Genomic DNA, 25,574 nt, shown 5'->3' on the forward strand with positions numbered 1-25,574 from the left:
GACCGTCATATAGCGGGCGGTCGTGGGAAAGGAAACACGGATCATGCTGATCGCTCAGCGCCCCACCCTGACCGAGGAGTCGATCTCCGAATTCCGGTCCCGGTTCGTCATCGAGCCGTTGGAGCCGGGCTTCGGATACACCATCGGCAACTCGCTGCGTCGTACCCTGCTCTCCTCCATCCCCGGTGCGGCTGTCACCAGCATCCGCATCGAGGGCGTCGAGCACGAGTTCACCACCGTGCCCGGCGTGAAGGAGGACGTCACCGAGATCATCCTGAACCTCAAGGGTCTCGTGGTCAGCTCCGAGCACGACGAGCCGGTCCTGATGTACCTGCGCAAGCAGGGGCCGGGCGTCGTCACGGCGGCCGACATCGCGCCGCCGGCAGGTGTCGAGGTGCACAACCCCGACCTGCACATCGCGACGCTCAACGGCAAGGGCAAGCTGGAGATGGAGCTCACGGTCGAGCGCGGCCGCGGCTACGTCTCCGCGACGCAGAACAAGCAGCCGGGTCAGGAGATCGGTCGCATCCCGATCGACTCGATCTACTCGCCGGTCCTGCGTGTCACCTACAAGGTCGAGGCGACCCGTGTCGAGCAGCGCACCGACTTCGACCGGCTCATCCTGGACGTCACCACCAAGCCGTCCATCCGCCCCCGCGACGCGGTGGCGAGCGCCGGCAAGACGTTGGTCGAGCTGTTCGGCCTGGCGCGCGAGCTCAACGTCGACGCCGAGGGCATCGACATGGGCCCCTCGCCGACGGACGCGGCCCTGGCCGCCGACCTGGCGCTGCCGATCGAGGACCTGAACCTCACGGTCCGTTCCTACAACTGCCTGAAGCGCGAGGGCATCCACAGCGTCGGTGAGCTCGTGGCCCGCTCCGAGCAGGACCTCCTGGACATTCGCAACTTCGGTGCGAAGTCCATCGAGGAGGTCAAGCAGAAGCTCATCGACATGGGGCTGTCGCTCAAGGACTCCCCGCCCGGATTCGACCCGACGAGCGCGGCCGACTCCTACGGTGCCGACGAGGACGACCAGTCCTACGTCGAGACCGAGCAGTACTAGAAGACGTCGCCCGATGGTCCACGGCCGCGTGCCTGGTCGAGGACCGCATCACTAGGAGAACGACACCATGCCCACGCCAACGAAGGGGCCTCGCCTGGGTTCCGGCCCGGCACATGAGCGGCTCATGCTGGCGAACCTGGCGACCTCGCTGTTCCAGCACGGTCGCATCAAGACCACGGAGGCCAAGGCCAAGCGCCTGCGTCCGTACGCGGAGAAGCTCATCACCCTCGGTAAGCGCGGCGACCTGCACGCGCGTCGGCTGGTGCTGGCCAAGATCGCCGACAAGAGCGTCGTTCACGAGCTCTTCACCGAGATCGGCCCGCGGTTCGAGAACCGCGACGGCGGCTACACCCGCATCACCAAGATCGGCCCGCGCAAGGGCGACAACGCCCCGATGGCCGTGATCGAGCTGGTCGAGGCCGCTCCGGCGAAGGTCGTCTCCACCCCGGCCGAGCCGGCCGAGGAGACCGCCGCCGCTCCGGAGGCCGCGGACCAGCCGGCCGAGGACACCACCTCCGAGCAGACCGCTCAGGCGGGGGAGACCTCCCAGGCCGAGGGCGAGACCAAGCCCGAGGAGAAGTAGGACCCGTCCTGCCTTTCCGGCGAACAGGTGCCCGGTCCCCGCACAGGGGGCCGGGCACCTCGTCGTCCCACCCCCGCGCGGCCGGCACGCCGCCGATCCGCCACGGCCGCGCCCGACCCAAGGACGGAGCACCGGCATGAGCCCCGACGACCTGGTCCGGTTGAAGCTGGACATCTCATACGACGGCACCGACTTCTCCGGCTGGGCCGAACAGCCGGGCCGGCGCACGGTCCAAGGGGAGGTGCAGAGCGCGCTGGCCCGGGTGCTGCGGCTGGACGAGGTGCAGCTGACCGTCGCCGGGCGCACCGACGCGGGGGTGCACGCCCGTGGCCAGGTGGCCCACCTCGACGTGCCCGCCGCGCTGTGGGAGCAGGAGGCCGATCGGCTGCTGCGCCGGCTGGCCGGGGTGCTGCCGGCCGATGTCCGGGTGCGGGCGGTGGGCCCGGCCCCCGAGGGGTTCGACGCCCGCTTCTCCCCGTTGTTCCGGCGCTACGTCTACCGGGTCAGCGACGCTCCTGGAGGAGTCGACCCGCTGCGCCGCCGTGACGTGCTCTGGCACAAGCGACCCCTTGACCTGGCGCGGATGAACGAGGCCGCCGCGGCCCTGCTCGGCGAGCACGACTTCGCCGCCTACTGCCGCCGTCGCGAGGGGGCCACGACGATCCGGGCGCTGCTGCGACTGGAGTGGGTGGAGGAGGAACCCCACCTGTACGCCGGAACGGTGCAGGCCGACGCCTTCTGCCACAACATGGTCCGCGCGCTCGTCGGCGCGCTGCTGGCGGTCGGCGACGGCCGTCGCGAGACCGACTGGCCGGGGCGGGTGCTGGCCGCGGGGGTACGTGATTCGGCGGTCCACGTCGTTCCCCCGCACGGCCTGTCCCTGGAGGAGGTCGCCTATCCGCCCGACGCCGAGCTGGCCGCGCGCGCGGTGGCGACCCGCCGGGTGCGCACGCCGGCCGGTGAGGGGTGAGCGCCACGGGCACGTGACACGGGGCGGCCCCCGGACCACCGATGTGGTCCGGGGGCCGCCCCGTTTCCGTGGGACCGGCCGGGTCAGTCCCGCGCGCGCTCGCCCAGGGCCTTCAACGGGACGTTGACGAACTCCTGACTGATCTCGGCGAGCTGGGAGGCGTCCGCCTCGGAGACCCGTCCGTCGCTGTTGGCGGCCAGGGCGAACACCATGTAGCGCCCCCAGGTGCCACCCGCGCCGTGGCCGCCGGCGATGTCCATCCGCTCGGTGCCGCTGCCCTCCTCGCCGGCGAGTCCCGAGAACCAGCGGCTCTCGGCGAGGTTCTGGGCCTCCTGGGCCGCGCCGGCCTTGTCGGCGTCGGGCATGGCCGCCACCCCCACCGTGACCGCGTGGTCCCCCGCCTCGTTGACGTAGGAGGCCCGCAGCACCTGACGGCACTCGTTCTCGGTGAGGACGTCGCCGTAGTCGCCGTGGGCGGTGGTCGCGCACTGGTCGGTCTCGTCGGTGATGACCAGGGTGAAGGTCTCGCCGGCGGCCTCGATCTCGGTGTCGGGGAACAGGGGGCCGGCGGACAGGGGATCGCCGTCGGTCGACTCGTTGGAGACCCGGGCGACGTCGTACTCTCCCGAGCCCTCTCCCGACCCCCCAGAGGCCACGAGGAACGCGCCACCGCCACCGAGGAGGAGCAGCGCGGCGAATCCGCCGGCCAGGAGGAGCCCCTTGTTCCGGGGGAGGCCGCCCGACCTGCCCGGGCCCTTGGGGCGGTGGGGCCGCTCAGAGCCGGAACGCCGCCGGGACGGGCGTTCCCCGGGGGCGTCCATGCCCGACAGGTCGAACTGGGCGGTGGACTCGGCGGAACGCGGCGGCACCTCGTCCCGGAACATCGGCCGGCCCCCGTAGAAGTCGTCCTGAACCGGGGGGATGGCCTGGGTCGCGCCTACGGGCTCCTCGGAGACGGGGGAGAAGACCTGGGTGGCCCCCTCGTCGTCGGCCTCGGCGGGGGAGGGGTCGGCGTTGAACACGGGCTCGGCGGCCGGGGCCTCGCCACCCGGGGGGATGACCCGGCCGCGCAGGGGTTCACCCGGGCCGCCCCCCTCGGCCTGCCGGCCGGGGTGGCGCGGCTGCTGGGGACCGGTGGGATACGACGGCATGCCAAGACCACCGGGCATCCCCGGCGGCAGGGGAGGCCGCGCCCCCGGGCCGGGCGGCGGTCCCGCGGGGCCGGGTATCCCCGGCGGGGGCCCCTGAGGTGGCCGCTGCGGGCCGGGCGCACCCATTCCGGGCGAGGAGGGCGCGGAGGGGGTGCCCGAGGCCGGAGGCAGGGCCTGAAAGCCCTGCGGAGGCCCCGGGGGTGGACCCTGCGGCGGCCGCTGCGGGCCGGTCGGCGGGGGCCCCTGGCCGTGCCAGGCGGGCTGCGGGGGCTGCCCGGGCCGGGGCATTGGGCCTCCGGCCCCGGGGGGCGGCCCTTGAGGGGGAGCGCCGGGGCCGGACGGGGGCGTCATCGGTTGCCGCGCGCCGGTAGGGGGGACCGGAGGCCCCGGGGGATGCTGCGCTCCCGAGGGGCCGTTCCACGCGCCGGGAGGCGGGGGAGGCGCACCCCAAGGGGGCTGCGGCCCGGAGGGGCGACCTGAACCGTCCGGGGGGAACTGTCCCGCGGGCGGCGTGGGGGGCTGGGGTGGTCGGCCGGCAGGGTCTGGTTGGCCACCTGCGGGCTCGTTCGGATGTGCTGCGATGGGAGAACTCCGGAGACTTTCCTGGGGCGGCGGTTGGATCCTCGGGGGGTGCGCCCCTCCCGTGGAGGGGACTCACCGGCCTCTCGCCGGCAGGGCCGCCGCCCTGTGGAGGGGGTGGGTGGCCCCGGGTGGGAGGGGCGGGGAAGCGGGGTGGAGACGATCGGTCGGGTGCCGCCCTCGGTCTCCCGCGATCGTCCTTCGGCCGGCCGCCCGCGCCGGCGGCGTCCCCGGCCCCCACCTCGGCGGGGAGGACACGGCCGGGGAGATGAGGGGGCGACGCTGTCCGCGGGGCCGGTCCCGGCCACCCGGGACGGTCGAAGGACACCTGGGGATCATCGGACCCGGGGCGGACACGACCGGTGGAGCCGGTCGTGCGGGGTGAGGATAGCCCTTTCGGGGCGAGGGCGCCCGTTCCGGGGACCGGCGCCCTCGCGGAGCCGGGAAACGCGGCCGGGGGAGGGCGGCGCGCCTCCTCCCCGCGCGCCTTTCTCGGGGATGGCGCCACCGCGGTCACGCGCTATGCTCACTGTGCCTTCCGACCTCCTCGTGTCGGTGCCCCGGGACCGTAGGGGTCCCGGCCCCACGGGACGCCTGTTCGGCGGCGTGCGGCAAGGCCCCTGAACGCGACTGTAGCGGTCGCTTCCCGGCGCAGTGGGAGGATATGACGGGCGTCTCCCCCGAACTCACCTCCCGGCCGGCGTCGCCTGTCCCGCGGGGAAGAGCGACCTCACCGACGCCCCGAAGTACCGCGTCGGGTCCCCGTGGTGTGGCCCAAGCACTCCTACGGCAAGGCATAATGAGAGTGGAGTAATCGAGCGGTGTGACGCGGCCACTGGCCGATCCATGACGGAAAGCAGTATGATCATGGGTCGTTTTGACCTGTGGCGTGTCCGACGGCTATGATTCTCCGTCGTTGTGCGTTGAGTTGCCGTGGGTTCCCACATTCGCGTTGGGCGCCGATCACGCATCACCGTCTGCGCACTCAATCACCGGGTGAGTCCCCGCAATGGGCGGCCCGGCCAGTAATACGAGTTCCCCATCTCCGTTCGCGGGGATGGACCCCGCCGACTGAGACGAAGGCATACGATCGTGCGCACATACAGCCCTAAGCCCAGCGATGTCCAGCGTCAGTGGCACGTCATCGACGCCAGCGATGTCGTGCTCGGGCGGCTGGCCAGCCACGTTGCCACGCTGCTCCGAGGCAAGCACAAGCCGTACTACGCGCCCCACATCGACACCGGCGACTTCGTGATCGTCGTGAACGCCGACAAGGTGGCGCTGACCGGTAAGAAGCTGGAGCAGAAGCGGGCCTACCGGCACTCCGGTTACCCCGGCGGTCTGCGCTCCGTCGCCTACAGCGAGCTGATCGCCAAGAACCCCGAGCGCGCCATCGAGAAGGCCGTCAAGGGCATGCTGCCGAAGAACTCCCTCGGCCGCCAGATGGCCAAGAAGCTCAAGGTCTACGCCGGCTCGGAGCACCCGCACCAGGCCCAGCAGCCGGTGCCGTTCGAAATCACCAAGATCGAGCAGCCCGCCTAGGCGTTTGCGAGACTGAAGGAAGTACGAGGAGAACCGTGGTCGAGCCCACCGGCATCGAAGACGTCGCCACCCAGGACTTCGAGGACAACCCCGAAGAGTACCCCGCTGAGTACACCAGCGAGTCGCCGGACGCCCCGGCCGCCGGGTACGTCCCCACCGCGTCCGGCCCCGGTGCCGGTACCGGCCGCCGTAAGAGCGCCATCGCCCGCGTCCGGATCACCCCGGGCTCCGGCGAGTGGAAGATCAACGGCAAGCCGCTCGAGGTCTACTTCCCGGACAAGGTCCACCAGCAGATCATCAAGGAACCGCTGGTCGCCCTCGGGTTCGAGGAGGCCTACGACGTCTTCGCGCGCCTCAACGGTGGTGGCCCCAGCGGTCAGGCCGGTGCGCTGCGCCACGGTCTTGCCCGCGCGCTGGCCGGGCTGGACCCGGAGAACAACCGTCCGACCCTGAAGAAGGCCGGTTACCTCACCCGCGACGCCCGCGAGGTCGAGCGCAAGAAGGCCGGTCTCAAGAAGGCCCGCAAGGCCCCGCAGTACTCCAAGCGGTAACCACTCCGTCTGGTATCCCGGTCGCTGTTCGCGCCGGTTCCAGCTACGGCCCGCCGGGCACCCGTTTTTCGAGAACGGGTGGCCAGTGCGGGCCATAGCTGTTTCTCGACATCGTCATCCCGGGTGTACTCAACAGAATCCGTGCACCCCGGTCTCAAAACAGTGTTCTCCATTGTCTCCAGGACGAAAAGGGGCGATTGGTTCGTGGCTCGGTTGTTTGGTACTGACGGAGTCCGGGGGGTCGCCGGCCGCGATCTCACCGCCTCGCTGGCGCTGGACCTCTCCATCGCGGCGGCGCGAGTGCTGTCCGACGGCCGGCACACCGGTCCCCGGCCGCTCGCCGTGGTCGGCCGTGACCCGCGCGCCTCAGGGGAGTTCCTGGAGGCCGCGGTCGTCGCGGGACTGGCGAGCGCGGGGGTGGACGTGATCCGCCTCGGAGTGCTCCCCACGCCCGCGGTCGCCCACCTCACCGGCGAGCTGGACGCCGATTTCGGCGTGATGCTTTCGGCCAGCCACAACCCGGCCCCCGACAACGGCATCAAGTTCTTCGCCCGAGGCGGCCACAAGCTGCCCGACGCGGTCGAGGACGAGATCGAGGCGCGGCTCGGCGTCCCCGTGGAGCCGGTGGTGGGCGACGCGGTGGGGCGCGTCACCGAGGCCCCCGACGCGGCCGAACGCTACATCGCCCACGTCGTCGCCTCCCTGCCGAACCGCCTGGACGGGCTCAAGGTCGTCGTCGACTGCGCCAACGGTGCCTCGCACCGCGTCGCGCCCGAGGCGCTGCGCCGCGCGGGCGCCGAGGTGATCACGATCGGCGACGCTCCCGACGGCCTCAACATCAACGAGGGGTGCGGCTCCACCCACCTCGACGCCCTGCGCGCGGCGGTGCGCGAGCACGGCGCCGACGCCGGCATCGCCCACGACGGCGACGCCGACCGCTGCCTGGCGGTCGCCGCGGACGGCTCCGTCGTGGACGGCGACCAGATCCTCGCGATCCTGGCGTTGGAACTCCAGGAGGCCGGCCGCCTCGCCGAGAACACGCTCGTCGTGACGGTGATGTCCAACCTCGGACTGAAACTGGCGATGAAGGAGGCCGGCGTCACCGTGGTGGAGACGCCGGTCGGGGACCGCTACGTGCTGGAGGCGATGCGGGCCGGCTCCTACTCGCTCGGCGGCGAGCAGTCCGGCCACGTCGTGCTGCTGGAGCACGCGAGCACCGGGGACGGCCTGCTGACCGGTCTGCACCTGCTCGGCGCGATGAGCCGGCGCGGCCTGGCCCTGGCCGAACTGGCCAAGGTCATGACCCGGCTGCCGCAGGTCCTGGTGAACGTGCGCGACGTCGACAAGGGCCGAGTGGCGACGTCGAGCGAGGTCACCGGGGCGGTCGCCGAGGCCGAGGCGGAGCTGGGCTCCTCGGGCCGCGTTCTCATCCGCCCGAGCGGCACCGAGCCGATGGTCCGCGTCATGGTCGAGGCCCCCCACCAGGAACAGGCCCAGCGGGTCGCCGACCGGCTGGCCGGGGTGGTCAAGTCCGCGCTCGGCTGACCCGTCCGAGGTCCTTCGCGCGCCGGCTCCCCCAAGGGGGCCGGCGCGCTGCCATGTCCGGCCCAGTGGGGCGCTCCGGGCGGGGCGGCGTCGCCGTGGCGGTGCCGCGGGCTTGCCGGGTCCACGAAGAAGGCGGGGCCGCCGGCCTCGCTCCGTAGCGTGTATACCGTGAGCGCTCCGCGCCCGGGGCCGCCCGGTGGCACACGCCGCTGCCCGGCGAGAGGCGGCGAGCTCCAGGGCGATCCCCCGCTTCTCTCCGCGGAGCACCGTCATCCGGCGTAGGCCCGTTCTTCCCGTCCGGCCGGATGCCGCGTCAGGGGGCCGCAGACGCCGGTGCCGAACCGCGGGTGGGCGCTCCCGCGGGCAACGGCGTGGGTGCCGGGGCCGTCCCCGAAGAGGGCCGGTGAGGAGACCGGCCGGGCCGCCGAAGCGGAGCCGATCCGGGCTCCGGCGGCGGTATCGCCCACCGCGTCGGAGGGGCGGGGCCGGACGAGGTGAACGGGTGACCTCCTCGCCGCGCCCGATGCCGGCGCGGGATCACCCGGTTCGAGAGGGCGGGAGTCCCCGATCGCCGTGGCCGCCGACGCGGAAGCCGGACGGAGCGGGAGGGCGTTGAACGCGGTCGCGCCCGGCGCGCCGCTCCCTCCCCGAACCCGGCACCGCGCACCTCCTCCCCGGTGTCACCCGCCAGGTCCGCGACGCGGCCGGCACGACCGGGGAGGGGAAAAGACAGGGGGCGGGCCCGCGGCCCGCCCCCACGCCTACCATGCCTCGGGTCACTCCACGGTGACGCTCTTGGCGAGGTTGCGCGGCTGGTCCACGTCGTTGCCCTTGGCCAGCGCCAACTCGCAGGCGAAGACCTGGAGCGGCACGGTCGCCACGATCGGCTGGAGCAGCGTCGGCACGGCCGGGATCTCGATCAGCTCGTCGGCGAAGGGCCGGACCGTCTCGTCCCCCTCCTCGGCGATGACGATCGTCCGGGCACCCCGGGCACGGATCTCCTGGATGTTGGAGACGATCTTGTCGTGGAGCACGCTGCGGCCCTCGCGGCTGGGCACCACCACGACCACGGGCAGGTTGTCCTCGATCAGCGCGATCGGGCCGTGCTTGAGCTCTCCGGCCGCGAACGCCTCGGCGTGCATGTAGGCGAGCTCCTTGAGCTTGAGCGCACCCTCCATGGCGACCGGGTGGCCGACGTGCCGCCCCAGGAACAGCACGGTGCTGGCGTCGGCCAGGGAACGGGCGAGCTGGCGGACGGGCTCGACGGTGTCGAGGACCTTCTCGACCTGCTCGGGCATGTTCGCGAGCTGCTCGATGATCGCGTTGATCTCGTCGCCGAACTTCAGGTTGCGCACCTGGGCCAGGTAGAGGCCCACGAGGTAGCAGGCGACGAGCTGGGTCAGGAACGTCTTCGTCGCGGCGACCCCGACCTCAGGCCCCGCGTGGGTGTAGAGCACCCCGTCGGACTCCCGGGGGATCGTGGAGCCGTTGACGTTGCAGATCGCCAGGACGCGGGCGCGCTGCTCGCGCGCGTAGCGGACCGCCATGAGCGTGTCCATGCTCTCGCCGGACTGGGAGATGGCGATGACCAGGGTCTGGCGGTCCAGGATCGGGTCACGGTAGCGGAACTCGCTGGCGACCTCGACCTCGCAGGGGATCCGGCACCAGTGCTCGATCGAGTACTTGGCGATCAGCCCGGCGTGGTAGGAGGTGCCGCAGGCGATGATCACGATCTTGCTGATGTCGCGCAGGTCGGCCGGTGACAGGCGCATCTCGTCCAGCGTGAGCGTGCCGTCGACCCCGACACGACCCAGGAGGGTGTCGGCCACCGCGCGCGGCTGCTCGACGATCTCCTTGAGCATGAAGTACTCGTACCCGCCCTTCTCGGCCGCCGAGGCGTCCCAGTCGACGTGGTACTCGCGGATCGGCGCGGGCGCGCCGTCGTAGTCGGTGACGGTGATGGAGTCGCGTCGCAGCTCCACGATCTGGTCCTGGCCGAGCTCGATGGCGTTGCGCGTGTGGGCGATGAAGGCGGCGACGTCGCTGGCGAGGAAGTTCTCGCCGTCACCGCGGCCGACGACCAAGGGGGAGTTGCGGCGGGCGGCCACGACCAGGTCCGGGTCGTCCACGCAGACCGCGACGAGGGTGAAGGCGCCCTCCAGGCGCTTGCAGACCGAACGCAGGGCCGCGGCGAGATCGCCGTCGCCGCGCTCCTTCAGTTCCTCGCCCAGCATGTGGGCGACGACCTCGGTGTCGGTCTCGGAGGTGAACTTGCAGCCACGCTCCTCCAGGGCGAGGCGCAACGGCGCGAAGTTCTCGATGATGCCGTTGTGGATGACCGCCACCCGGTTGTCGTTGTCGACATGGGGATGGGCATTGATGTCGGTCGGGGCGCCGTGCGTGGCCCAGCGGGTGTGTCCGATACCGATGCCGTCGGCGGAGCGAGGGGTCTGCTCCAGCGCCGCGCGCAGGTTGGCGAGCTTGCCCGCCCGCTTCTCGGTTTCGAGCCTGCCGTCGGAGAGGACGGCGACACCCGCGGAGTCGTATCCCCGATACTCCAGCCTTGCCAGGCCGTCCACGACGACCTCAAGCGCCGGTTTCGGCCCGACGTAGCCAACGATTCCACACATGAGCGTCAGCGTAACCAATGGAGGAGAGTTCTCAGACCTAGGCCATTCGGAATTTTCGCAGGTAGCGGTATAGACCAATTGGTAAAGAGAGAGCTCCTCGCGCACGTCACGGCATAGGGAGCCCCCGCGGGGGACATCCCTCCGGCCGGGTAAAAAATTCCGGCCGTGTCCGGTCAGCGCAACCAGGGTAACCGGCCCACGAGCCGGGTGGCGGCCCAAGGGCGCCCCAACCCCCAGACGTCGCCGGCGTTGGCCGCGGCCAGCCCGACACCGACCAGGGCGTAGACGACGTGCTCGTCGATGAGCGGGTTGACGCGTGGCGGCAGGGCCGTGAGGTACAGCAGCGCCATCATGACCACCCCGGCCGCGGCGGCCACGCGCATGCCGATGCCGAGGAGCAGGGCGGCGCCGATCCCGAACAGGCCCGCCATGAACACCAGATCGACGAGACGGTTCTCGGCCAGGGAACGGAACAGGTGGGACAACGGCCCGCGCGCACCACCGAGGAACTCCAGGGTCGGGCTGTTGCCGGTGAGCCAGGCGTATTTGGGTGGTGTGGGGAACCCGGCCCCGAACGTCTTGTCGAAGAACGCCCACAGATAGACCAGGCCAAGGCAGATGCGCGTCGCCGCCCACACACGGCCGGCGACCGGAGAGGAGGCCGCGGGTCCCTCCGGCCGGCGAGGCGCATGTCCACTACGGATGTCGGTGCCGGACATGGTGACCGATTCCCGTCCTGCGTATCGACCGCTTCGACCTCTTCAATAAACCATGCCGAGGGCCGGGGAGAGCGGGGACGTGTCATCTCTTTGCGCCGGACAAGAGGTCCTTGGAGTTTCCCCCTCGATCCCGGCGCGTGCCGCGCCGATCCATTGAACGTCTCCGGGGCGGGCATGGGGTGGAGGGGGAGTGGCCGGGGACGTCCGTGCCGGAGGGCGACTGTCGGGGCACCATCCCCCCTCATCTAGGGTGGGCAAACGTGTATCAACCGACGAAAAACGGCTTTTCGACGCCGTACGTTGAGCTCGACCGTCAGGCGTGGGCGGCGCTGCGCGCCGCGACCCCCCTGTCGCTGACCGAGGCCGAGCTTGAGGAGCTGCGCGGCAGGGCCGACCCGACCTCGCTGGACGACGTGCGCGACATCTACCTGCCGTTGTCCCGGTTGCTCAATCTCTACGTCAAGGCGACGCGGCAGCGCCACGGGGCGGTGCGGGACTTCCTCGGCGAGGACGACAGGCCGGTGCCCTTCATCGTCGGTGTCGCCGGCAGCGTCGCGGTCGGCAAGTCCACCACGGCGCGGTTGCTGCGCACCCTCCTCGCCCAGTGGCCCGACCACCCCCACGTCGAGCTGGTCAGCACCGACAACTTCCTGTACCCCAACGCGGTGCTGACCGAGCGCGGCATCATGAACCGCAAGGGGTTTCCGGAGAGCTACGACCGGCGCGCCCTCGTGCGCTTCGTCTCCGAGATGAAGGCCGGTGCCCCGAAGCTGGACATCCCGGTCTACTCCCACCTCGCCTACGACATCGTCCCGGGGGCGGTGCAGACCGTCCGGCGCCCCGACATCCTCATCGTCGAGGGCATCAACGTGCTCCAGCCGCCCTCGGCGGGACGGTTGGCGGTGGCCGACTTCTTCGACTTCTCCATCTACGTCGACGCGCGGGTCGAGCACATCCGCTCCTGGTACCTGGAGCGTTTCCTGGAGCTTCGCCGTACCGCGTTCTCCGATCCGCGCTCCTACTTCCACTCGATGGCGACGAGCGTCGACGAGGAGGAGGCGCGCGCGTTCGCGATGAACACCTGGCGGACCATCAACGAGGTCAACCTGGTCGAGAACATCGTGCCGACCCGGGGACGGGCCACGCTGGTGCTGTACAAGGGGGAGGGGCACCGGGTGCGCCGTGTCCGCTTGCGTAAGACCTGACCGGTTCCGGACGATTTAAGAAGAAAAATCCTTCTGCGCGAGGGAACGCCGTCATGCACAGACCCGTCCCATCCCTGATGCGCGGAGAACTCTCCCTCCCGTAGCAGACCCCGGAGGAGGCCGGATACCCCCATGGCGCACCACCCCCCGAGCCCCAGACCACGCAAGAGCTCGCCGGCCGTCCTGATCGGCGCGGTCGGTGCGCTCTCCCTGACCATCGCCGGATGTTCCAGCAACGACACCGTCACCGCCTACTGCGTCGACCGTGACAGCCGGAACTCCGACGGGTCCTACCGCACCGTCGATGAGGACCGCTGCGACGACAACGGGGCCACCGCCGGCGGCGGTGGTGGCGGATACCACTACTACTACGGCGGTTCACGCTCAGGGCAGCGGGTCAGCGGCGGCACCGTCACGCGCCCCAGCGGCGTCACGATCGTCACCGAGCGCGGCACCACCATCTCCCGCGGCGGCGCCGGCGGCCGCGGCGGCAGCGGTGGAGGCTGAACGGCCGTGATCCGACGCAGCGGAGGGGCGGTCCGCCCCGATTGGGAGCGGATCGTCGAGTCACAGGGCCTGGGATTCCACCGGGCCGTCCACCCCGGACACCTGTCCCGGCCCTACTGGGACGAGTCGGTGCACTACGAGTTCGAGATGGAGGAGGTCCTGCGCCTGGAGGCGGTGGTGGAGGAACTGCACCGCATGTGCCTGGAGGCGGTCGACCACGTCGTCGCCGAGGACCGGTTCGCCGAACTGGGCATCCCCGACTGGGTCGCCCCGTCCATCCGGGCCTCGTGGCAGCGCCGCGACCCCCACCTCTACGGCCGCTTCGACCTGGTCTACGACGGCTCCGCCCCGCCGAAGATGCTGGAGTACAACGCCGACACCCCCACCTGCCTGGTGGAGTCGGCGATCATCCAGTGGCACTGGATGCGCGACCGGTTCCCCGACGGGGACCAGTGGAACTCGCTGCACGAGCGGCTCGTCGACCGGTGGGCCGAGCTCGGCCCCCGGCTCCCCTCCGGAACCCTCCACTTCGCCTGGACGAACGAGGACGAGACCGGTGAGGAGGCCCTGACCACCGCCTACCTCCAGGAGACCGCGGAGCAGGCCGGCCTTCCCACCGTCGAGATCGCGTTGGAGGACATCGGCTGGGACTACGCCGCGCGCGAGTTCGTCGACCTGGAGGAACGCGCGATCACCGCCGTCTTCAAGCTCTATCCGTGGGAGTGGCTGGTCAAGGACAGGTTCGGCCCCCTCATCCTCCAGCACCTCCAGACGCTGCCCTGGATCGAGCCGGTCTGGAAGATGGTGCTGTCCAACAAGGCGATCCTGGCCATCCTGTGGGAGATGTACCCGGACCACCCCAACCTGCTGCCCGCCTACCTCGGCGACCCGGGGCCGTTGGAGTCCTACGTCGCCAAACCCCTGCTCGGCCGCGAGGGGGCGAGCATGCGGATCGTGACGCCGCACGGCGAGCTGGTGCGGACGCCCGGCGACTACGGCGCCGAGGGCTACGTCTTCCAGGACTTCCACCCGCTGCCGGAGCACGACGGGCAGCACCCGACGCTGGGGACCTGGGTGGTCGGCGACGAGGCCGCGGGCCTGGGGATCCGCGAGACGACCGGTCTCATCACGGACGACACCTCGTCGTTCGTGCCCCACGTGATCCGGGTCTAGGCCGGCGGCGCCCCGGGACGTTCCCCGTCCCGGGGCACCAGGGGTCAGATCGAGCCGGTGGGCCGTCTCTCCACGTGTCCGGCCTGCCGACGTTCCACGTGCCCGGCGGCGGACAGGCACGCGGCGAACGGGCCGTCGGGCGAACGCAGCCGGTCCAGGGTCGGGTCGAGATGGTCGCGGTGCCACAACCCCGGCCCCGACGGGCCCGCCGTCGAGGTGTCGGACAGCTCGATGTAGGCCAGCCGCAGGGCGTGCAACCGTCCCACCGCCTCGTGGTGCTCCCACCACACCGGACACCAGGCGCCGGTGGAGCCCAGGTAGACCGGGACGAGGAAGTCGTCCACCCAGCCCACCAGGGAGGCGAGCTCCCCCCGGTAGGCGTCCCGGGACATGTTGAAGATGAACGGTGTGGCGGAGCGGGGTTCCTCGGGCCGTTGGGCGTTGGTGGCGGCGAGCTCGGAGAGCTGTGTCTGCAGCCTGATGACGTCCGCGCCCAGTTTGTGGATGGCGTTTTGGAGAAGTGCGACTCGGTCGGTGAGGCCGGCGTCGGCCGCGACGCGGTCGTCGGTATAGGTCATGGGGACAGTCCCGTGCTGCTATTCGATGCCGGAAAACGAATTTTGGCTGGAACAAAGTAAATCAGTGGCGGGGTGGCGCCGGTACGGGCCCGGGGGGAGGACCGATTCCTCAGACCGTACGCGACATCGCCCGGCACCGTGGAACCGGTTTCCCGGCCGGGCGGGGCCGGGCCGCGCGAGGTCCCCGCCCTGGACGGGAATATCGTGGGCGGACCGGGGCACGGGACCGCCGGGACGACGAGGGAGGCCGGGTGCGCGAGGCACACACCGTGGACACCGTTCGCAGGGCCGAGGGCGCGCTCATGGCACGGCTGCCCGAAGGGGCACTGATGCGAAGGGCGGCCGCCGGCCTGGCCGCCGTCGCCGCGCGGATGCTGCCGCGGGTGTACGGCGCCCGCGTCGCGCTGCTCGTCGGAGGCGGCGACAACGGAGGCGACGCGCTGTACGCCGGCGCGACGCTGGCCCGTCGGGGCGCCGCCGTCCGGGCCGTGCCGGCCGGCCCTCGCGTGCACGAGGCAGGGCTCGCCGCGCTACGCGCGGCCGGGGGACGCCTGGTGGGGGCGGAGGAGGCCGAGGGCGAGATCTCGGCGGCCGACCTCGTCATCGACGGGCTCGTGGGCATCGGGGGACGGGGCGGGCTGCGTGCCTCCCACGCGGTCCTCGCCGGATACGCCACCCGTTCGGGAGCGCCGGTCCTGGCCGTCGACCTTCCCAGCGGGGTGGACGCCGATACCGGGGCGGTGGAGGGGGAGGCCGTCCACGCCGACGTCACGGTCACCTTCGGCACCCACAAACCGGGACTGTTCGTCGACCCGGGCGCCGGACACGCGGGGGTCGTCGAGTTCGTGGACATCGGACTGGGACCCGAGCTTCCCGCACCCCGGCTGTGCGCGCCCCGCGCGGACGACATCGCGGCGCTGCTGCCCCGGCCGGGGGTCGAATCCGACAAGTACCGCCGCGGAGTGCTCGCCGTGGCGGCGGGCAGCGGCCGCTATCGGGGGGCGGCCGTGCTCGCGGTCGGCGGGGCGCTGCGCGCGGGCGTCGGGATGGTCCGCTACATCGGCCAGGAGAGCGTCGCCGCCGAGGTGATCCGGCACTGGCCGGAGGCGGTGGCCTCGGTCCTCGAACCGACCGACCCCGCGGGACGGCTTCCCACACACGTCGGCGCCTGGGTCATCGGACCCGGGCGGGGCCTGCACCCCGCCGCCGAGGTGGAGCTGGAGACGGTACTGGCCGGCGATCGCCCCGTCCTGGTCGACGCCGACGCGATCACCCTGCTGGGACGGCGCCCCCACCTCGTACGCGACCGCACCGCGCCCACGCTGCTCACGCCGCACGCCGGCGAGCTCGCCCGGCTCCTGCCCGGCACCGAACGCGACGACATCGAGGCCCGAAGGCTGGAGCACGCCACCCGCGCCGCGGAGGAGTACGGCTGCACGGTGCTCCTGAAGGGCTCCACGACCGTCATCGCCGAGCCCGGCGCCCCCGCGGTGGCCAACCCCACGGGGACCCCGCTCCTGGCGACCGCGGGCAGCGGGGACGTGCTGTCGGGCCTGTCCGGCGCCCTGCTGGCCGGAGGGCTGACGCCGGGAGCGGCGGCCATGTGCGGGGCCTTCCTGCACGGGCTGGCGGGCAGGCTGGCCCACGACGGAGCCCCGGTGTCGGCGTCGGACCTCATCGGGGCGATCCCCGCGGCGGTGCGCCTCGTCGAGGAGGCGGGCGGCCGCCGTTAGCGGGACGGCCCGGCGGCCGCGGACCCGACCGGGCAACACGGCGGCCAAAGGAGCGACCGCGCGGCCTCAGCCGTCAAGGGCCCGCGCGCTGCGCAGCCCACGGGCGACGAGGTCCGCGACGAAGGTGTGCCCCGGGTCGGAGGGGTCGACGAGCATGCCGATCTGCGTCTCCTCCACCCAGGCGAACTCGGTGTGCTTCCCCGGTTCCAGCGCCGGAGCGGTCAGGTCCCCGGCGACGCGCACCAGGTAGTCCACCTCGTGACGCTCCACCCCGTCGTCGGGCGTCCACACCAGGGCCCCCAGGTCCGCGACGACCTCGGTGAGCCGCCAACCGGTCTCCTCGGCGATCTCCCGCGCGAGGGCCTCCACGACCGATTCGCCGTCCTCCACGTGACCGCCGACGATGTCCCAGCAGCCGGGGAAGAGCCGGCGCTCAGGGGAGCGGCGTTGCGCGAACGCGCGTCCGCGATCATCGATGATCACCGCGCCCACGACCCAGCGCCGGTCCCCGCTGACCTCGGGGACCTCGACCCCCTCCGCGATCCGGACGTCCACCACCGCGCCTCCCCTCGCTCTCGTGCGCGCCCGACCCTACACGCGCGCCGGGCGGCCCCGTTCCTCCGGTGCTCTCGCGGCCCGTCGCGGCCACCGTCGCCGCACTCGCCGACAGACCTTCGTGGGCCACGCCGCCCGGACACGGGGCACGCCCCGCCCCGGAGCGTCCGCCGTAGCGGTCGGGCCCGGCCCGAGGCGGCGTTCGCTCCCGGCGCCGGCCTCGCGCCTACTCGGGAGGGCGGGCGCAGCTCGCCGGCCTCGTGCGCTCCCCGCCCCGATCGATCCCCGGTGAGGGACGCGGCCGTGGACCCCGCTGACATCCTGTTCGGGGAGCCCCCGAGATGGCGCCCGACCTGGTTCACGGAACCCGCGCCGACGTGCCCGGCGCGCGGGAACCGGCTCCGCCCCGAGAAACGCCCGGCAGGCCGTACCGGGGGATCCGACGCCCCAGGAGGTGCCGACACGCGTCCGGGGAGAGCCGAGGGGCCCGGCCCCGCCGGCCAGGGGCCCGATGCACAGACGGGCCAAGACGGTCATCCCCACCGGATGAATCGCGTGGGGAAAGGCCGAAAACACGGGAAACGCCATTCTCACGGATCACGATGGTGTATCGGTGCAGCGAATTGTCCATGACCGATCACGGGCATAGGTAAGAGGATAAGGACCAGGACTCCATTTCCGTGCAATCGGCGCGGTAGCGTAGTCACTTCCCTGGGAGCGGCCGGCCACGCCGTGAACGGGGCCGGGGGCAACCGTTATCGGGCACGAGAAAAACGAGGGTCATGGACGAACAGGCCATGCTCACGCGCGATCTCGTATTGCGCCTGTGTGCCAACGCCACCGAGTTCGACGAGGCATGGATCGACGACGACGCGAAAGTGGTCGTCCCCTTCACCGCCTCACGCGACACCGCCCTGATCCGAGCCATCGTCTCGGCGGGAGAGGCGCTGGGGGTGGAACGGCTCCTGGTGTGCCGGACCCGCGCCGAATACGCCTACGAACCCGTCACCGAGGTCCCCGTCGACGCCGAGGCGCTCATCGCCCTGGTACGCGGCTGGGGCGCGGAGCCGACCGACTTCCTCGTCGCCATCGAGGACATCTCCGCCGGGGTCCTGGTGACCACCACCGAGCTCACCGTCGCCGCGGGACCCGACGTGTTCGTCCGTGAACTGGTCGGCCCCGACCTCGCCGCGGCCCGGATCGCCTTCGGGGAGGAGGCGCGAACCTCGCGCGACCCCGAGCTGCTGCGCGCGGCCCAGCGCTACGCCTGCCTGGAACAGGGGGCCCGGCACGCCCGCGGGACCCGCGGGCCCGGCCCCGACCTCGCCGAACGGATCGAGCAGAGACTGGACTCGCTGCGTCGTGGTTCGCCGCGGGCCACCACCGCGCTGCGCGCCCTGCGCGGCGCATGGGGGTGGGCGATGCTCGTGGTGCTTTTGTTGGCCGGGGTGTTCGTCCCAGGGGTGCCCGCCGCACTGCCGGTCGTCCTCGCCATGGTGTGGCTCCTCGCCCAGCTCGCCTGGCTGGCGCGTTCGCGGACCGTGGCCTTCTCCACGCTGGTGCGCACGCTCGCGTTCGGAGCCTTCCTGGCCTGGCCGATGGCGCTCGCCGAGCTGGCGTTGGCCGGGGCGCTGGGGCTTGCGGCCGACGACCCCTACGCCTACGCCTACGTGGCCGTGCCGGTGGAGGAGGTCGGCAAACTCCTCCCGCTGCTGTTGTGCCTGTTCGTCGCGCGACGCAGGTTCCGCAGGTTCGCCGCCGTCGACCTGCTCCTGCTCGCCGCGGCGTCCGGCGCGGGGTTCCACGTGGCGGAGCAGGCCGTCCGGGCGATGCTCGTCGCCGGCGGCTCCGTCGATCCGTTCGCCGCCCATCTGGGGATGTTCGCGCTGTTGCCGGGGTGGGTCGAGGTTCCGGTGGCCGCCGTTTCGACACAGCCGTTCCAGGAGGTCGCCCTGCTGAGGTTCTCCGGGCACGCGGTCACCAGCGGACTGGTCGGGGCCGCACTTGGCCTGGCGCTCGTGGGGGCCCGCCGCTACGGCGTCTGGCTGTGGGCGCTGCCCCCGCTCGCGTTGGGCGCCGCGGCCTTGGAACACCTCAACTTCAACGCGGTCGTGGCCGGGCTGGACCCCACCCCGCTCACCACGGCGGTGTTCGCCCTCTACGGTGACGGCGCGGCGACACGTTGGCTGCTGCTGCTCCTGCTCGTCCTCGCGGTGCTCCTGGACTACCGGGTCGCCCGGTCGGCCACCGCCGAGGTGCCGCGGCTGCCCGGCCGTCCGCCGCTGGCCGCCCTGGTACGCGCCGCGCACGGTCGCGCGGTGCGCGTCCGGGTCCGCGTCCCCGGGGACATCGCCCCGACCTTCCGCCACTTCGGGCTGCTGTGGGCGCGGATCCCGGTCGCCCTGGTCGAGACGCTCGCGACGATCCTGCACGAGTACGCGGTGATGGTCGTCGCCGCCAGCCGGGGACCGGCGACGCTGTGCCGCTCCTGGATCTTCCTGCGCCGTCGGCGCGAGTACGCCATGGGGGCCGCCCGCGCGGCCGGCCGTCCGTGGCGACGCAGCCCGTCGCGCGAGGAACTGGCCGAGACCGAGGTCCAGCTCGCGACCCGGCTCGGGGTCGGCCCCCGCTCGGCCTCGATCGCCGCGGTGGCGGTGCTGGCCGTCTCCACGGCCCTCGCCCACCCCGCGCTTTCGGGATCGGTCCCCCACGCCGACGGCGCCTACGCGCTGATGTCGCTGCGCGCGCTGTCCGACTGGGTTGCCGCGCTGCCGGCCGGGACCCGGCCGTGGGTGTGGGCGGGCGGCGTGGCGCTGGCGAGCCTGCTGGTGAGCGGGTGGAGCGTGCCGCGTGAGCATCCCAGCGTCCGGCACTTCCTCCGTGATCCGCGCGGCAACCTCGGTGGTCTCCTCGGGGCGTTGGCTCCCGGCCAGGTGCCCTATGGGGTCGCCGGGCTCGTCGGATTCGCGCTTCCCGCGCGGACCGACCGCCTGCTGCGCCCGCGCGGCTGACCGGGCCGGTGTTCTCCCCACGCCCGCAACACGTGGTGACGTGCCCCTTGTCACCTCGCGCGCGGGGGAGCCCTTCCCCGCGCGTGCCACACTAAGAGACATGCCTGCCTTTGCCGAAGCCCGCGTCGACCTGGACGTGATCAGCGCCAACGTGGCCGCGCTGCGCGAGCGCGCCCCGAACTCCCACTTCATGGGAGTCGTCAAGGCCGACGGTTACGGGCACGGCATGATCCCGGCCGCCCGGGCCATGCTGGCCGGCGGCGCGACCTGGCTGGGCGTCGCCTTCATCGAGGAGGCCCTGGAGGTGCGCCGGGCCGGCATCGACACCCCGCTGCTCGCCTGGATCGTCCCGCCGGGCGCGCCCATCGGCGCCGCCATCGAGGCCGGCGTCGAGCTCGGGATCAGCGACCCCTGGGTCCTCGACGCGACCGTCGCGGCGGCGCGCGCGGCGGGACGGCCGGCGCGTGTCCACCTGAAGGCCGACACCGGGCTCAACCGGGGTGGCATCACCAGGGAAGGCTGGCCGGAGGTCGTCGAGGCCGCGGCCCGGGCCGAGGCGGCCGGGGTGCTCCAGGTCACCGGAGTGTTCTCCCACCTCGCCCGCGCCGACGAGCCCGCGGACCCCGGCGCGCGCGACTCCGTCCAGGCCCAGCTCGACGCCTTCGACGAGGCCCTGGCCCTCGCGGACAAGGCCGGACTGCGCCCCGAGGTGCGCCACATCGCCAACTCCGCGGCGTTGCTCACCCGCCCCGACTCCCATTTCGACCTGGTGCGTCCGGGCATCGCCGCCTACGGTCTCAGCCCCATGCCCGACCTGCGCGACATCGGTGTCCGGCCGGCGATGACCCTGGCCGCGCGGGTCGCGTTGGTCAAGCGCGTTCCCGCGGGCAGCGGCGTCTCCTACGGCCATCGCTACGTCACCGACCGGGAGACCACGCTCGCCCTCGTCCCCCTCGGCTACGCCGACGGGGTGCCGCGCGCGGCGAGCAACATCGGACCGGCCGCCCTCGGCGGCCGGCGGCACGTGATCGCCGGCACCGTGTGCATGGACCAGTTCGTCCTGGACGTCGGGAACGACCCGGTCGAGGCGGGCGATGAGGTCGTTCTCTTCGGCGACGGGGAGAACGGCGTGCCCACCGCGCAGGACTGGGCCGAGGCGCTCGGCACCATCCCCTACGAGATCGTCACCCGCGTCGGCGTGCGCGTCCCGCGAACCTACCGGTCCGGGGCGGTGAGCTGATCCGGACCTCGCGGTAAGCGGCCCCACCTTCTCCCGGAAGTGCCTACCCTGGTGGTGTGCGGCGACCGAGACCGCACGGCGCCCACCGATCCCGGCGAGCGTCCCAACGGACCCCTACGACGGCGGATCCCCGCCTCCCGGGTCCGCGGCCGCGTGGTCTCCCTCCACCGGCACGGGACCGCGCCGGCGGGAGCGTCCAGGGAGCGCGTGCGGCCCCGGCGACCGCAGGCCGCCCTCTCCACCCACGAGACGTTGCGAGCCCATGACCGAACCGACCGACACCACCGCCGCCACCGTCACGGCGGCCACCGACGCCGAGATGCGCGCGCTCGCCCGGCGCGTCGCCTCCGGGCTGCGCCGCGGTGACGTGCTGATCCTGACCGGCCCGCTCGGCGCGGGCAAGACCACCTTCACCCAGGGGCTGGGCGAGGGGCTGGGAGTGCGGGGCCCGATCACCTCACCCACCTTTGTGATCTCGCGCATCCACCCCTCCCTGACCGGGGGGCCCGACCTCGTGCACGTCGACGCCTACCGGCTGGGAAGCGCGGCCGAGATCGACGACCTCGACCTGGACGCCGCCATCCCCGACTCCGTCACGGTCGTCGAATGGGGCGAGGGCCTGGCCGAGAGCCTCTCCGACGAACGGCTGGAGATCGTGATCGACCGGCTGCCCGACGACACCCGCACCGTCCGTCTGACCGGCGTCGGCGCCCGCTGGCACGACGCACTGCCGACCGCGCAATAGGCTGGTGGATCGTGCTGCTTCTGGCTTTCGACACTGCGTCCCCCGCGGTCACCGCCGCGGTCTGTGAACCCGTCGGCGACGGCGTCCGGGTGCGCGCGAGCGTCTCCTCCGTCGACGCCCGCCGACACGGGGAACTGCTGGCCCCCGGCATCCAGGAGGTAGTGGAACGCTCCGGTGCCCAGATGGCCGACCTCACCCACATCGCGGTCGGTATCGGACCCGGCCCCTACACCGGGCTGCGCGTCGGCCTGGCCACCGCGCACGCCCTCGCCGAGGCGCTCGGCATCGCCTGCCACGGGGTCGCCACGCTCGATGCCATCGCCTTCGCGTCGGGACGCACCACGCCGTTCGTCGCGGCCAGCGACGCCCGGCGCAAGGAGGTGTTCTGGGCGCGTTACGACGACGCCCTCACCCGGGTCGGCGACATCGCCGTGGACCGTCCCGCCGACGTCGACACCGGCGGCCTGCCCGTCATCGGGCACGGCGCGCACCTGTACGCCGACGTGTTCGGCCAGGACGCGGCGCAGGCCGAACCGCTGTACCCCGACGCGGCCGCCCTCGGCGAGCTCGCCGTACGACGCCTGGTCGAAGGGAGGGAGCTGCCCGAGCCCCTGCCCCTCTACCTGCGCCGTCCCGACGCCCAGGAGCCGGGCGCCCCCAAGAAGGTGCGGCAATGGCAGGCCTGACCACCGGGCACCGGTTGCGTTCCATGACCGAGGCGGACATCGCCGAGGTGATGCGGCTGGAGCGCGCCCTGTTCCCCGGCGACGCCTGGAGCGAGGGCATGCTCCGCGACGAGATGACCGGCGACGGACGCCACTACGTCGTCGCCGAGTCCGTCGCCGAGGGGCGGATCATCGGCTACGCGGGACTGCGCGCGGTGCCGCCCGAGGGAGACGTGCAGACCATCGCCGTCGACGCGGCCCACTGGGGCGGCGGCGTCGGCACCGCGCTGCTCACCGAGCTGCTGGCCGAGGCGCACCGGCGCGGGGTCACCGACGTGTTCCTGGAGGTGCGCTCCGACAACCCGCGCGCCCAACGGCTGTACCGCCGGTTCGGTTTCACCGAACTCGGCGTGCGGCGCGGCTACTACAAGGACGCCGACGCGATCGTCATGAGGCGCTCGGCCCCGGCGGGGGACGCCGGCGAGGAGAAGACCCGATGAGCAACACCGACCTGCCACTGATCCTGGGAATCGAGAGCTCCTGCGACGAGACCGGCGTGGGCCTCGTCCGCGGCTGCGAACTACTGTCGGACGAGGTGGCCTCCAGCGTCGACCAGCACGCGCGCTTCGGCGGCGTGGTGCCCGAGGTGGCCAGCCGGGCGCACCTGGAGGCGATGACGCCGACCGTGCAACGGGCGCTGGACCGCGCGGGGGTGAAGCTGTCCGACGTCGACGCCATCGCGGTGACCGCCGGTCCGGGGCTGGCCGGTGCCCTGCTCGTCGGCGTCTCCGCGGCCAAGGCCTACGCGCTCGCCCTCGGCAAACCGCTGTACGGCGTCAACCACCTGGTCGGCCACGTCGCCGTCGACCAGTTGGAGCACGGCCCGCTGCCCAAGCCGACGGTCGCGCTGCTCGTCTCCGGCGGACACACCTCGCTGCTGCTGGTACGCGACCTCGCCACCGACGTCCGCCTCCTCGGCGACACCGTGGACGACGCGGCGGGCGAGGCCTACGACAAGGTCGCGCGCCTGCTCGACCTGCCCTACCCGGGCGGGCCGCCCATCGACCGCGCCGCGCGCGAGGGCGACCCCGGCTCGATCCGCTTCCCGCGGGGCAAGTGGGGCGATGGCACCTACGACTTCTCCTTCTCCGGCCTGAAGACGGCGGTCGCCCGTTGGGTCGAGGACGCCGAACGCGACGGTCGGCCCGTGCCAGTCCCCGACGTCGCGGCGGCCTTCCAGGAGGCCGTCGTCGACGTCCTCACCCGCAAGGCCGTGGACGCCTGCCGCGAGCACGGCGTCGAGCACATGGTCATCAGCGGCGGGGTGGCCGCGAACTCCCGGCTGCGGGCCCTGGCCGAGGAGCGGTGCGCCGCCGCGGGGATCGAACTCCGGGTCCCGCGCCCGCGTCTGTGCACCGACAACGGTGCCATGATCGCCGCCCTGGGCGCCGAGGTCGTCGCCGCGGGCCTGCCGCCCTCCCGGCTCGACCTCGCCACCGACACCTCCCTGCCGGTGAACCGCCCCCTGGCCGGCTGAGCCGGGGCGCACAACGGGAAAGGGGCCGTCCCAACGGGACGGCCCCTTCGGCGTGGACGGCGAGGATCAGTCCTCGTCGTCGTCGACCGGGCGGCGCTTGCGCTTGCCGTCGCGGCCGGGGCGCAGCAGGGCCTCGGCCAGGGCGAGCATCGTCTCCTCCAGCGCGGCCAGGCGCTTGGTGATGTCGTCGTGCGACGTCTCCACGGCGTCGCTGATGGTCTCCTCGAACTCGTGACGGTCCGGTCGCGTCCGGATCTCGTTCAGCAGGGGGTCCAGGGACTCGCCGAGCCGCTGGTCGATCGCGTCGAACCGCTCGGAGTGGTCGATGATCGGCCGTTCGACCAGCTCGGACAGGCGGCGGTGCACCTCGGAGACCTCCAGGGAGGCCGGGAGCTGGCCCAGGCGCTGGTTGAGCGCCTCCAGACGGTCGTCGATGGCCTCCAGGCGGCCGTCCACACCGTCGAACTGGCCGTGGACCCCCTCGAACTTGCCCTCGACGCCGGTGACCCGTCCGTCCAGTCCGTCCAGGCGGCCGTTGAGACCGTCGAGCCTGCCCTCGACCCCCTCGAAGCTTCCGTCGAAGTGCCCCTCGAAGGTGTCGAAGCGGTCGCTGAGCCGGCCCAGGCCGTGCTCGAACTTCGCGGTGAGCGCCTCGTAGCGTCCGTCGATCTTGGCCGTGACCGAGGCCAGGTGCTGGTCGACCTTGCCCGACAGCTCCTCGCGCTGCTGCTCCAGGCGCGCCCCGACGGAGTCGCGGTGTTCGGCGATGAGCTCCAGCAGGGCACCGTGCTGCTCGCGCCCCTGGGCGGTCAGGGACTCGACACGCTCGTCGAAGGCGGAGCGGAGCTCGGCGGAGCGGGCCTCGTCGCGCTCCTCCACGGCGGCGATGGCCAGGTTGGTCTCGGCCAGCGCGGCTCCGACCTCGGCGATGGCCGCGATCGCGGCGTTGTGGTCGCCTTCGGCGGCGGCGCGCAGGTTCGCGGCGGCCTCGGCGAGCTTCGCCGCCAGTCCCTCGTACTGGGCGTCGTCCCGCTCACGCAGCTCTGCGTGCTGGGCGTCCAGCCGCTCTTGGAGCTCGTTCTGCTGCTTGCGCAGGTGCGTGCGCAGGTCGGCGAGCTGGGTCTCGGTCGTGCCGGACAGCTTGACCACCGCGCTGTTGGCGTCGGCGATGGCGGCGGCCGTCTCGGCGTGGTTCTCCTCGGCCTGCGTGGTGAGGAGTCCCGTGCTACGGGCGACCTCGCCGCTCAGCGCTTCGTGGTGCTCGTCGGCCTTGCCGACGAGGGTGTGCAGGT

General features: G+C 72.5%; 21 protein-coding genes and 1 pseudogene. 16 read left to right on the forward strand and 6 right to left on the reverse strand.

Features of this window, described 5'->3' with window-relative positions; translation table 11 throughout:
- Positions 1-43: 43 nt before the first annotated feature.
- The 3 genes from B5D66_RS19800 to truA all read left to right on the forward strand — a co-directional run bounded on the left by B5D66_RS19800 (position 44) and on the right by truA (position 2,616).
- A complete protein-coding gene (locus B5D66_RS19800; RefSeq protein ID WP_078763280.1) occupies positions 44-1,063 on the forward strand; it encodes a DNA-directed RNA polymerase subunit alpha in 1,020 nt (339 codons plus the stop codon).
- A 67-nt stretch (positions 1,064-1,130) separates the two neighbouring features.
- On the forward strand, positions 1,131-1,646 hold the full coding sequence (gene rplQ / locus B5D66_RS19805; RefSeq protein ID WP_078763281.1) for a 50S ribosomal protein L17: 516 nt from the start codon (positions 1,131-1,133) through the stop codon (positions 1,644-1,646).
- A gap of 136 nt (positions 1,647-1,782) precedes the next feature.
- Positions 1,783-2,616, forward strand: a complete 834-nt coding sequence (gene truA, locus B5D66_RS19810) for a tRNA pseudouridine(38-40) synthase TruA (protein ID WP_078763282.1) — start codon at positions 1,783-1,785, stop codon at positions 2,614-2,616.
- Positions 2,617-2,699: 83 nt separating this feature from the next.
- Here the strand turns inward: truA and B5D66_RS19815 are convergent, their stop codons facing one another.
- Positions 2,700-3,767 carry a chromosomal replication initiator protein DnaA gene (locus B5D66_RS19815; RefSeq protein WP_235001110.1) on the reverse strand — a complete coding sequence of 356 codons (1,068 nt, stop codon included), beginning with the start codon at positions 3,765-3,767 and terminating at the stop codon, positions 2,700-2,702.
- A gap of 1,671 nt (positions 3,768-5,438) precedes the next feature.
- On the opposite strand from B5D66_RS19815, the gene rplM reads away from it, so the two are divergent.
- The 3 genes from rplM to glmM all read left to right on the forward strand — a co-directional run bounded on the left by rplM (position 5,439) and on the right by glmM (position 7,984).
- A complete protein-coding gene (gene rplM, locus B5D66_RS19820; RefSeq protein ID WP_078763283.1) occupies positions 5,439-5,888 on the forward strand; it encodes a 50S ribosomal protein L13 in 450 nt (149 codons plus the stop codon).
- Positions 5,889-5,923: 35 nt separating this feature from the next.
- A complete protein-coding gene (gene rpsI / locus B5D66_RS19825; protein WP_078763284.1) occupies positions 5,924-6,439 on the forward strand; it encodes a 30S ribosomal protein S9 in 516 nt (171 codons plus the stop codon).
- Positions 6,440-6,643: 204 nt separating this feature from the next.
- Positions 6,644-7,984, forward strand: a complete 1,341-nt coding sequence (gene glmM / locus B5D66_RS19830) for a phosphoglucosamine mutase (protein ID WP_078763285.1) — start codon at positions 6,644-6,646, stop codon at positions 7,982-7,984.
- Positions 7,985-8,760: 776 nt separating this feature from the next.
- Here glmM and glmS read toward each other — a convergent pair.
- Both glmS and B5D66_RS19840 read right to left on the reverse strand, forming a co-directional pair.
- Positions 8,761-10,614, reverse strand: coding sequence for a glutamine--fructose-6-phosphate transaminase (isomerizing) (gene glmS / locus B5D66_RS19835; protein WP_078763286.1), 1,854 nt, complete (start codon positions 10,612-10,614; stop codon positions 8,761-8,763).
- A gap of 173 nt (positions 10,615-10,787) precedes the next feature.
- Positions 10,788-11,252, reverse strand: coding sequence for a hypothetical protein (locus B5D66_RS19840; RefSeq protein ID WP_144390214.1), 465 nt, complete (start codon positions 11,250-11,252; stop codon positions 10,788-10,790).
- 341 nt (positions 11,253-11,593) lie between these two features.
- On the opposite strand from B5D66_RS19840, the gene coaA reads away from it, so the two are divergent.
- From coaA to B5D66_RS19855, 3 genes are all read left to right on the forward strand, one after another.
- A complete protein-coding gene (gene coaA / locus B5D66_RS19845; protein WP_078763288.1) occupies positions 11,594-12,538 on the forward strand; it encodes a type I pantothenate kinase in 945 nt (314 codons plus the stop codon).
- A gap of 132 nt (positions 12,539-12,670) precedes the next feature.
- Positions 12,671-13,045 (forward strand): hypothetical protein, encoded by a 375-nt coding sequence (locus B5D66_RS19850; RefSeq protein ID WP_078763289.1) that lies wholly within the window; start codon positions 12,671-12,673, stop codon positions 13,043-13,045.
- Positions 13,046-13,051: 6 nt separating this feature from the next.
- Complete coding sequence (locus tag B5D66_RS19855) at positions 13,052-14,218, forward strand: glutathionylspermidine synthase family protein (RefSeq protein WP_078763290.1); 1,167 nt, start codon at positions 13,052-13,054, stop codon at positions 14,216-14,218.
- 44 nt (positions 14,219-14,262) lie between these two features.
- Here the strand turns inward: B5D66_RS19855 and B5D66_RS19860 are convergent, their stop codons facing one another.
- Positions 14,263-14,796 carry a DUF4913 domain-containing protein gene (locus B5D66_RS19860; RefSeq protein WP_078763291.1) on the reverse strand — a complete coding sequence of 178 codons (534 nt, stop codon included), beginning with the start codon at positions 14,794-14,796 and terminating at the stop codon, positions 14,263-14,265.
- A 251-nt stretch (positions 14,797-15,047) separates the two neighbouring features.
- Between B5D66_RS19860 and B5D66_RS19865 the strand changes: the two genes are divergently transcribed.
- A complete protein-coding gene (locus tag B5D66_RS19865) occupies positions 15,048-16,529 on the forward strand; it encodes an NAD(P)H-hydrate dehydratase (protein ID WP_078763292.1) in 1,482 nt (493 codons plus the stop codon).
- Positions 16,530-16,595: 66 nt separating this feature from the next.
- Here B5D66_RS19865 and B5D66_RS19870 read toward each other — a convergent pair whose 3' ends face one another.
- Positions 16,596-17,087, reverse strand: a complete 492-nt coding sequence (locus tag B5D66_RS19870; protein ID WP_394330071.1) for an NUDIX hydrolase — start codon at positions 17,085-17,087, stop codon at positions 16,596-16,598.
- A 779-nt stretch (positions 17,088-17,866) separates the two neighbouring features.
- Between B5D66_RS19870 and B5D66_RS19875 the strand changes: the two genes are divergently transcribed.
- The 6 genes from B5D66_RS19875 (at position 17,867) to tsaD (ending at position 24,282) form a co-directional block, all read left to right on the forward strand.
- A complete protein-coding gene (locus tag B5D66_RS19875; RefSeq protein ID WP_078763293.1) occupies positions 17,867-20,095 on the forward strand; it encodes a PrsW family glutamic-type intramembrane protease in 2,229 nt (742 codons plus the stop codon).
- Between the two features lie 100 nt (positions 20,096-20,195).
- On the forward strand, positions 20,196-21,335 hold the full coding sequence (gene alr, locus B5D66_RS19880) for an alanine racemase (protein ID WP_078763294.1): 1,140 nt from the start codon (positions 20,196-20,198) through the stop codon (positions 21,333-21,335).
- 262 nt (positions 21,336-21,597) lie between these two features.
- On the forward strand, positions 21,598-22,080 hold the full coding sequence (gene tsaE / locus B5D66_RS19885) for a tRNA (adenosine(37)-N6)-threonylcarbamoyltransferase complex ATPase subunit type 1 TsaE (RefSeq protein WP_078763295.1): 483 nt from the start codon (positions 21,598-21,600) through the stop codon (positions 22,078-22,080).
- An 11-nt stretch (positions 22,081-22,091) separates the two neighbouring features.
- Positions 22,092-22,766, forward strand: a complete 675-nt coding sequence (gene tsaB / locus B5D66_RS19890; protein WP_078763296.1) for a tRNA (adenosine(37)-N6)-threonylcarbamoyltransferase complex dimerization subunit type 1 TsaB — start codon at positions 22,092-22,094, stop codon at positions 22,764-22,766.
- Positions 22,754-23,245, forward strand: a complete 492-nt coding sequence (gene rimI / locus B5D66_RS19895) for a ribosomal protein S18-alanine N-acetyltransferase (RefSeq protein ID WP_078763297.1) — start codon at positions 22,754-22,756, stop codon at positions 23,243-23,245. Before tsaB ends, rimI begins: the two co-directional genes overlap by 13 nt.
- A complete protein-coding gene (tsaD, locus tag B5D66_RS19900; protein WP_078763298.1) occupies positions 23,242-24,282 on the forward strand; it encodes a tRNA (adenosine(37)-N6)-threonylcarbamoyltransferase complex transferase subunit TsaD in 1,041 nt (346 codons plus the stop codon). Before rimI ends, tsaD begins: the two co-directional genes overlap by 4 nt.
- A 66-nt stretch (positions 24,283-24,348) precedes the next feature.
- On the opposite strand, the pseudogene B5D66_RS25545 reads toward tsaD, so the two are convergent.
- A pseudogene (locus tag B5D66_RS25545) lies at positions 24,349-25,574 on the reverse strand (hypothetical protein); the annotation flags it as partial.

The organism is Marinactinospora thermotolerans DSM 45154 (assembly GCF_900167435.1).
Classification (GTDB): domain Bacteria; phylum Actinomycetota; class Actinomycetes; order Streptosporangiales; family Streptosporangiaceae; genus Marinactinospora; species Marinactinospora thermotolerans.

Bases quoted from the DNA above. Each gene is read 5' to 3' on its own strand.
- truA (WP_078763282.1), top strand. From the start codon at position 1,783: ATGAGCCCCGACGACCTGGTCCGGTTGAAGCTGGACATCTCATACGAC.
- B5D66_RS19850 (WP_078763289.1), top strand. From the start codon at position 12,671: ATGGCGCACCACCCCCCGAGCCCCAGACCACGCAAGAGCTCGCCGGCC.
- alr (WP_078763294.1), top strand. From the start codon at position 20,196: ATGCCTGCCTTTGCCGAAGCCCGCGTCGACCTGGACGTGATCAGCGCC.
- rplQ (WP_078763281.1), top strand. From the start codon at position 1,131: ATGCCCACGCCAACGAAGGGGCCTCGCCTGGGTTCCGGCCCGGCACAT.
- glmS (WP_078763286.1), bottom strand. From the start codon at position 10,614: ATGTGTGGAATCGTTGGCTACGTCGGGCCGAAACCGGCGCTTGAGGTC.
- B5D66_RS19800 (WP_078763280.1), top strand. From the start codon at position 44: ATGCTGATCGCTCAGCGCCCCACCCTGACCGAGGAGTCGATCTCCGAA.
- B5D66_RS19815 (WP_235001110.1), bottom strand. From the start codon at position 3,767: ATGCCGTCGTATCCCACCGGTCCCCAGCAGCCGCGCCACCCCGGCCGG.
- B5D66_RS19860 (WP_078763291.1), bottom strand. From the start codon at position 14,796: ATGACCTATACCGACGACCGCGTCGCGGCCGACGCCGGCCTCACCGAC.
- tsaE (WP_078763295.1), top strand. From the start codon at position 21,598: ATGACCGAACCGACCGACACCACCGCCGCCACCGTCACGGCGGCCACC.
- rimI (WP_078763297.1), top strand. From the start codon at position 22,754: ATGGCAGGCCTGACCACCGGGCACCGGTTGCGTTCCATGACCGAGGCG.
- tsaD (WP_078763298.1), top strand. From the start codon at position 23,242: ATGAGCAACACCGACCTGCCACTGATCCTGGGAATCGAGAGCTCCTGC.
- B5D66_RS19875 (WP_078763293.1), top strand. From the start codon at position 17,867: ATGGACGAACAGGCCATGCTCACGCGCGATCTCGTATTGCGCCTGTGT.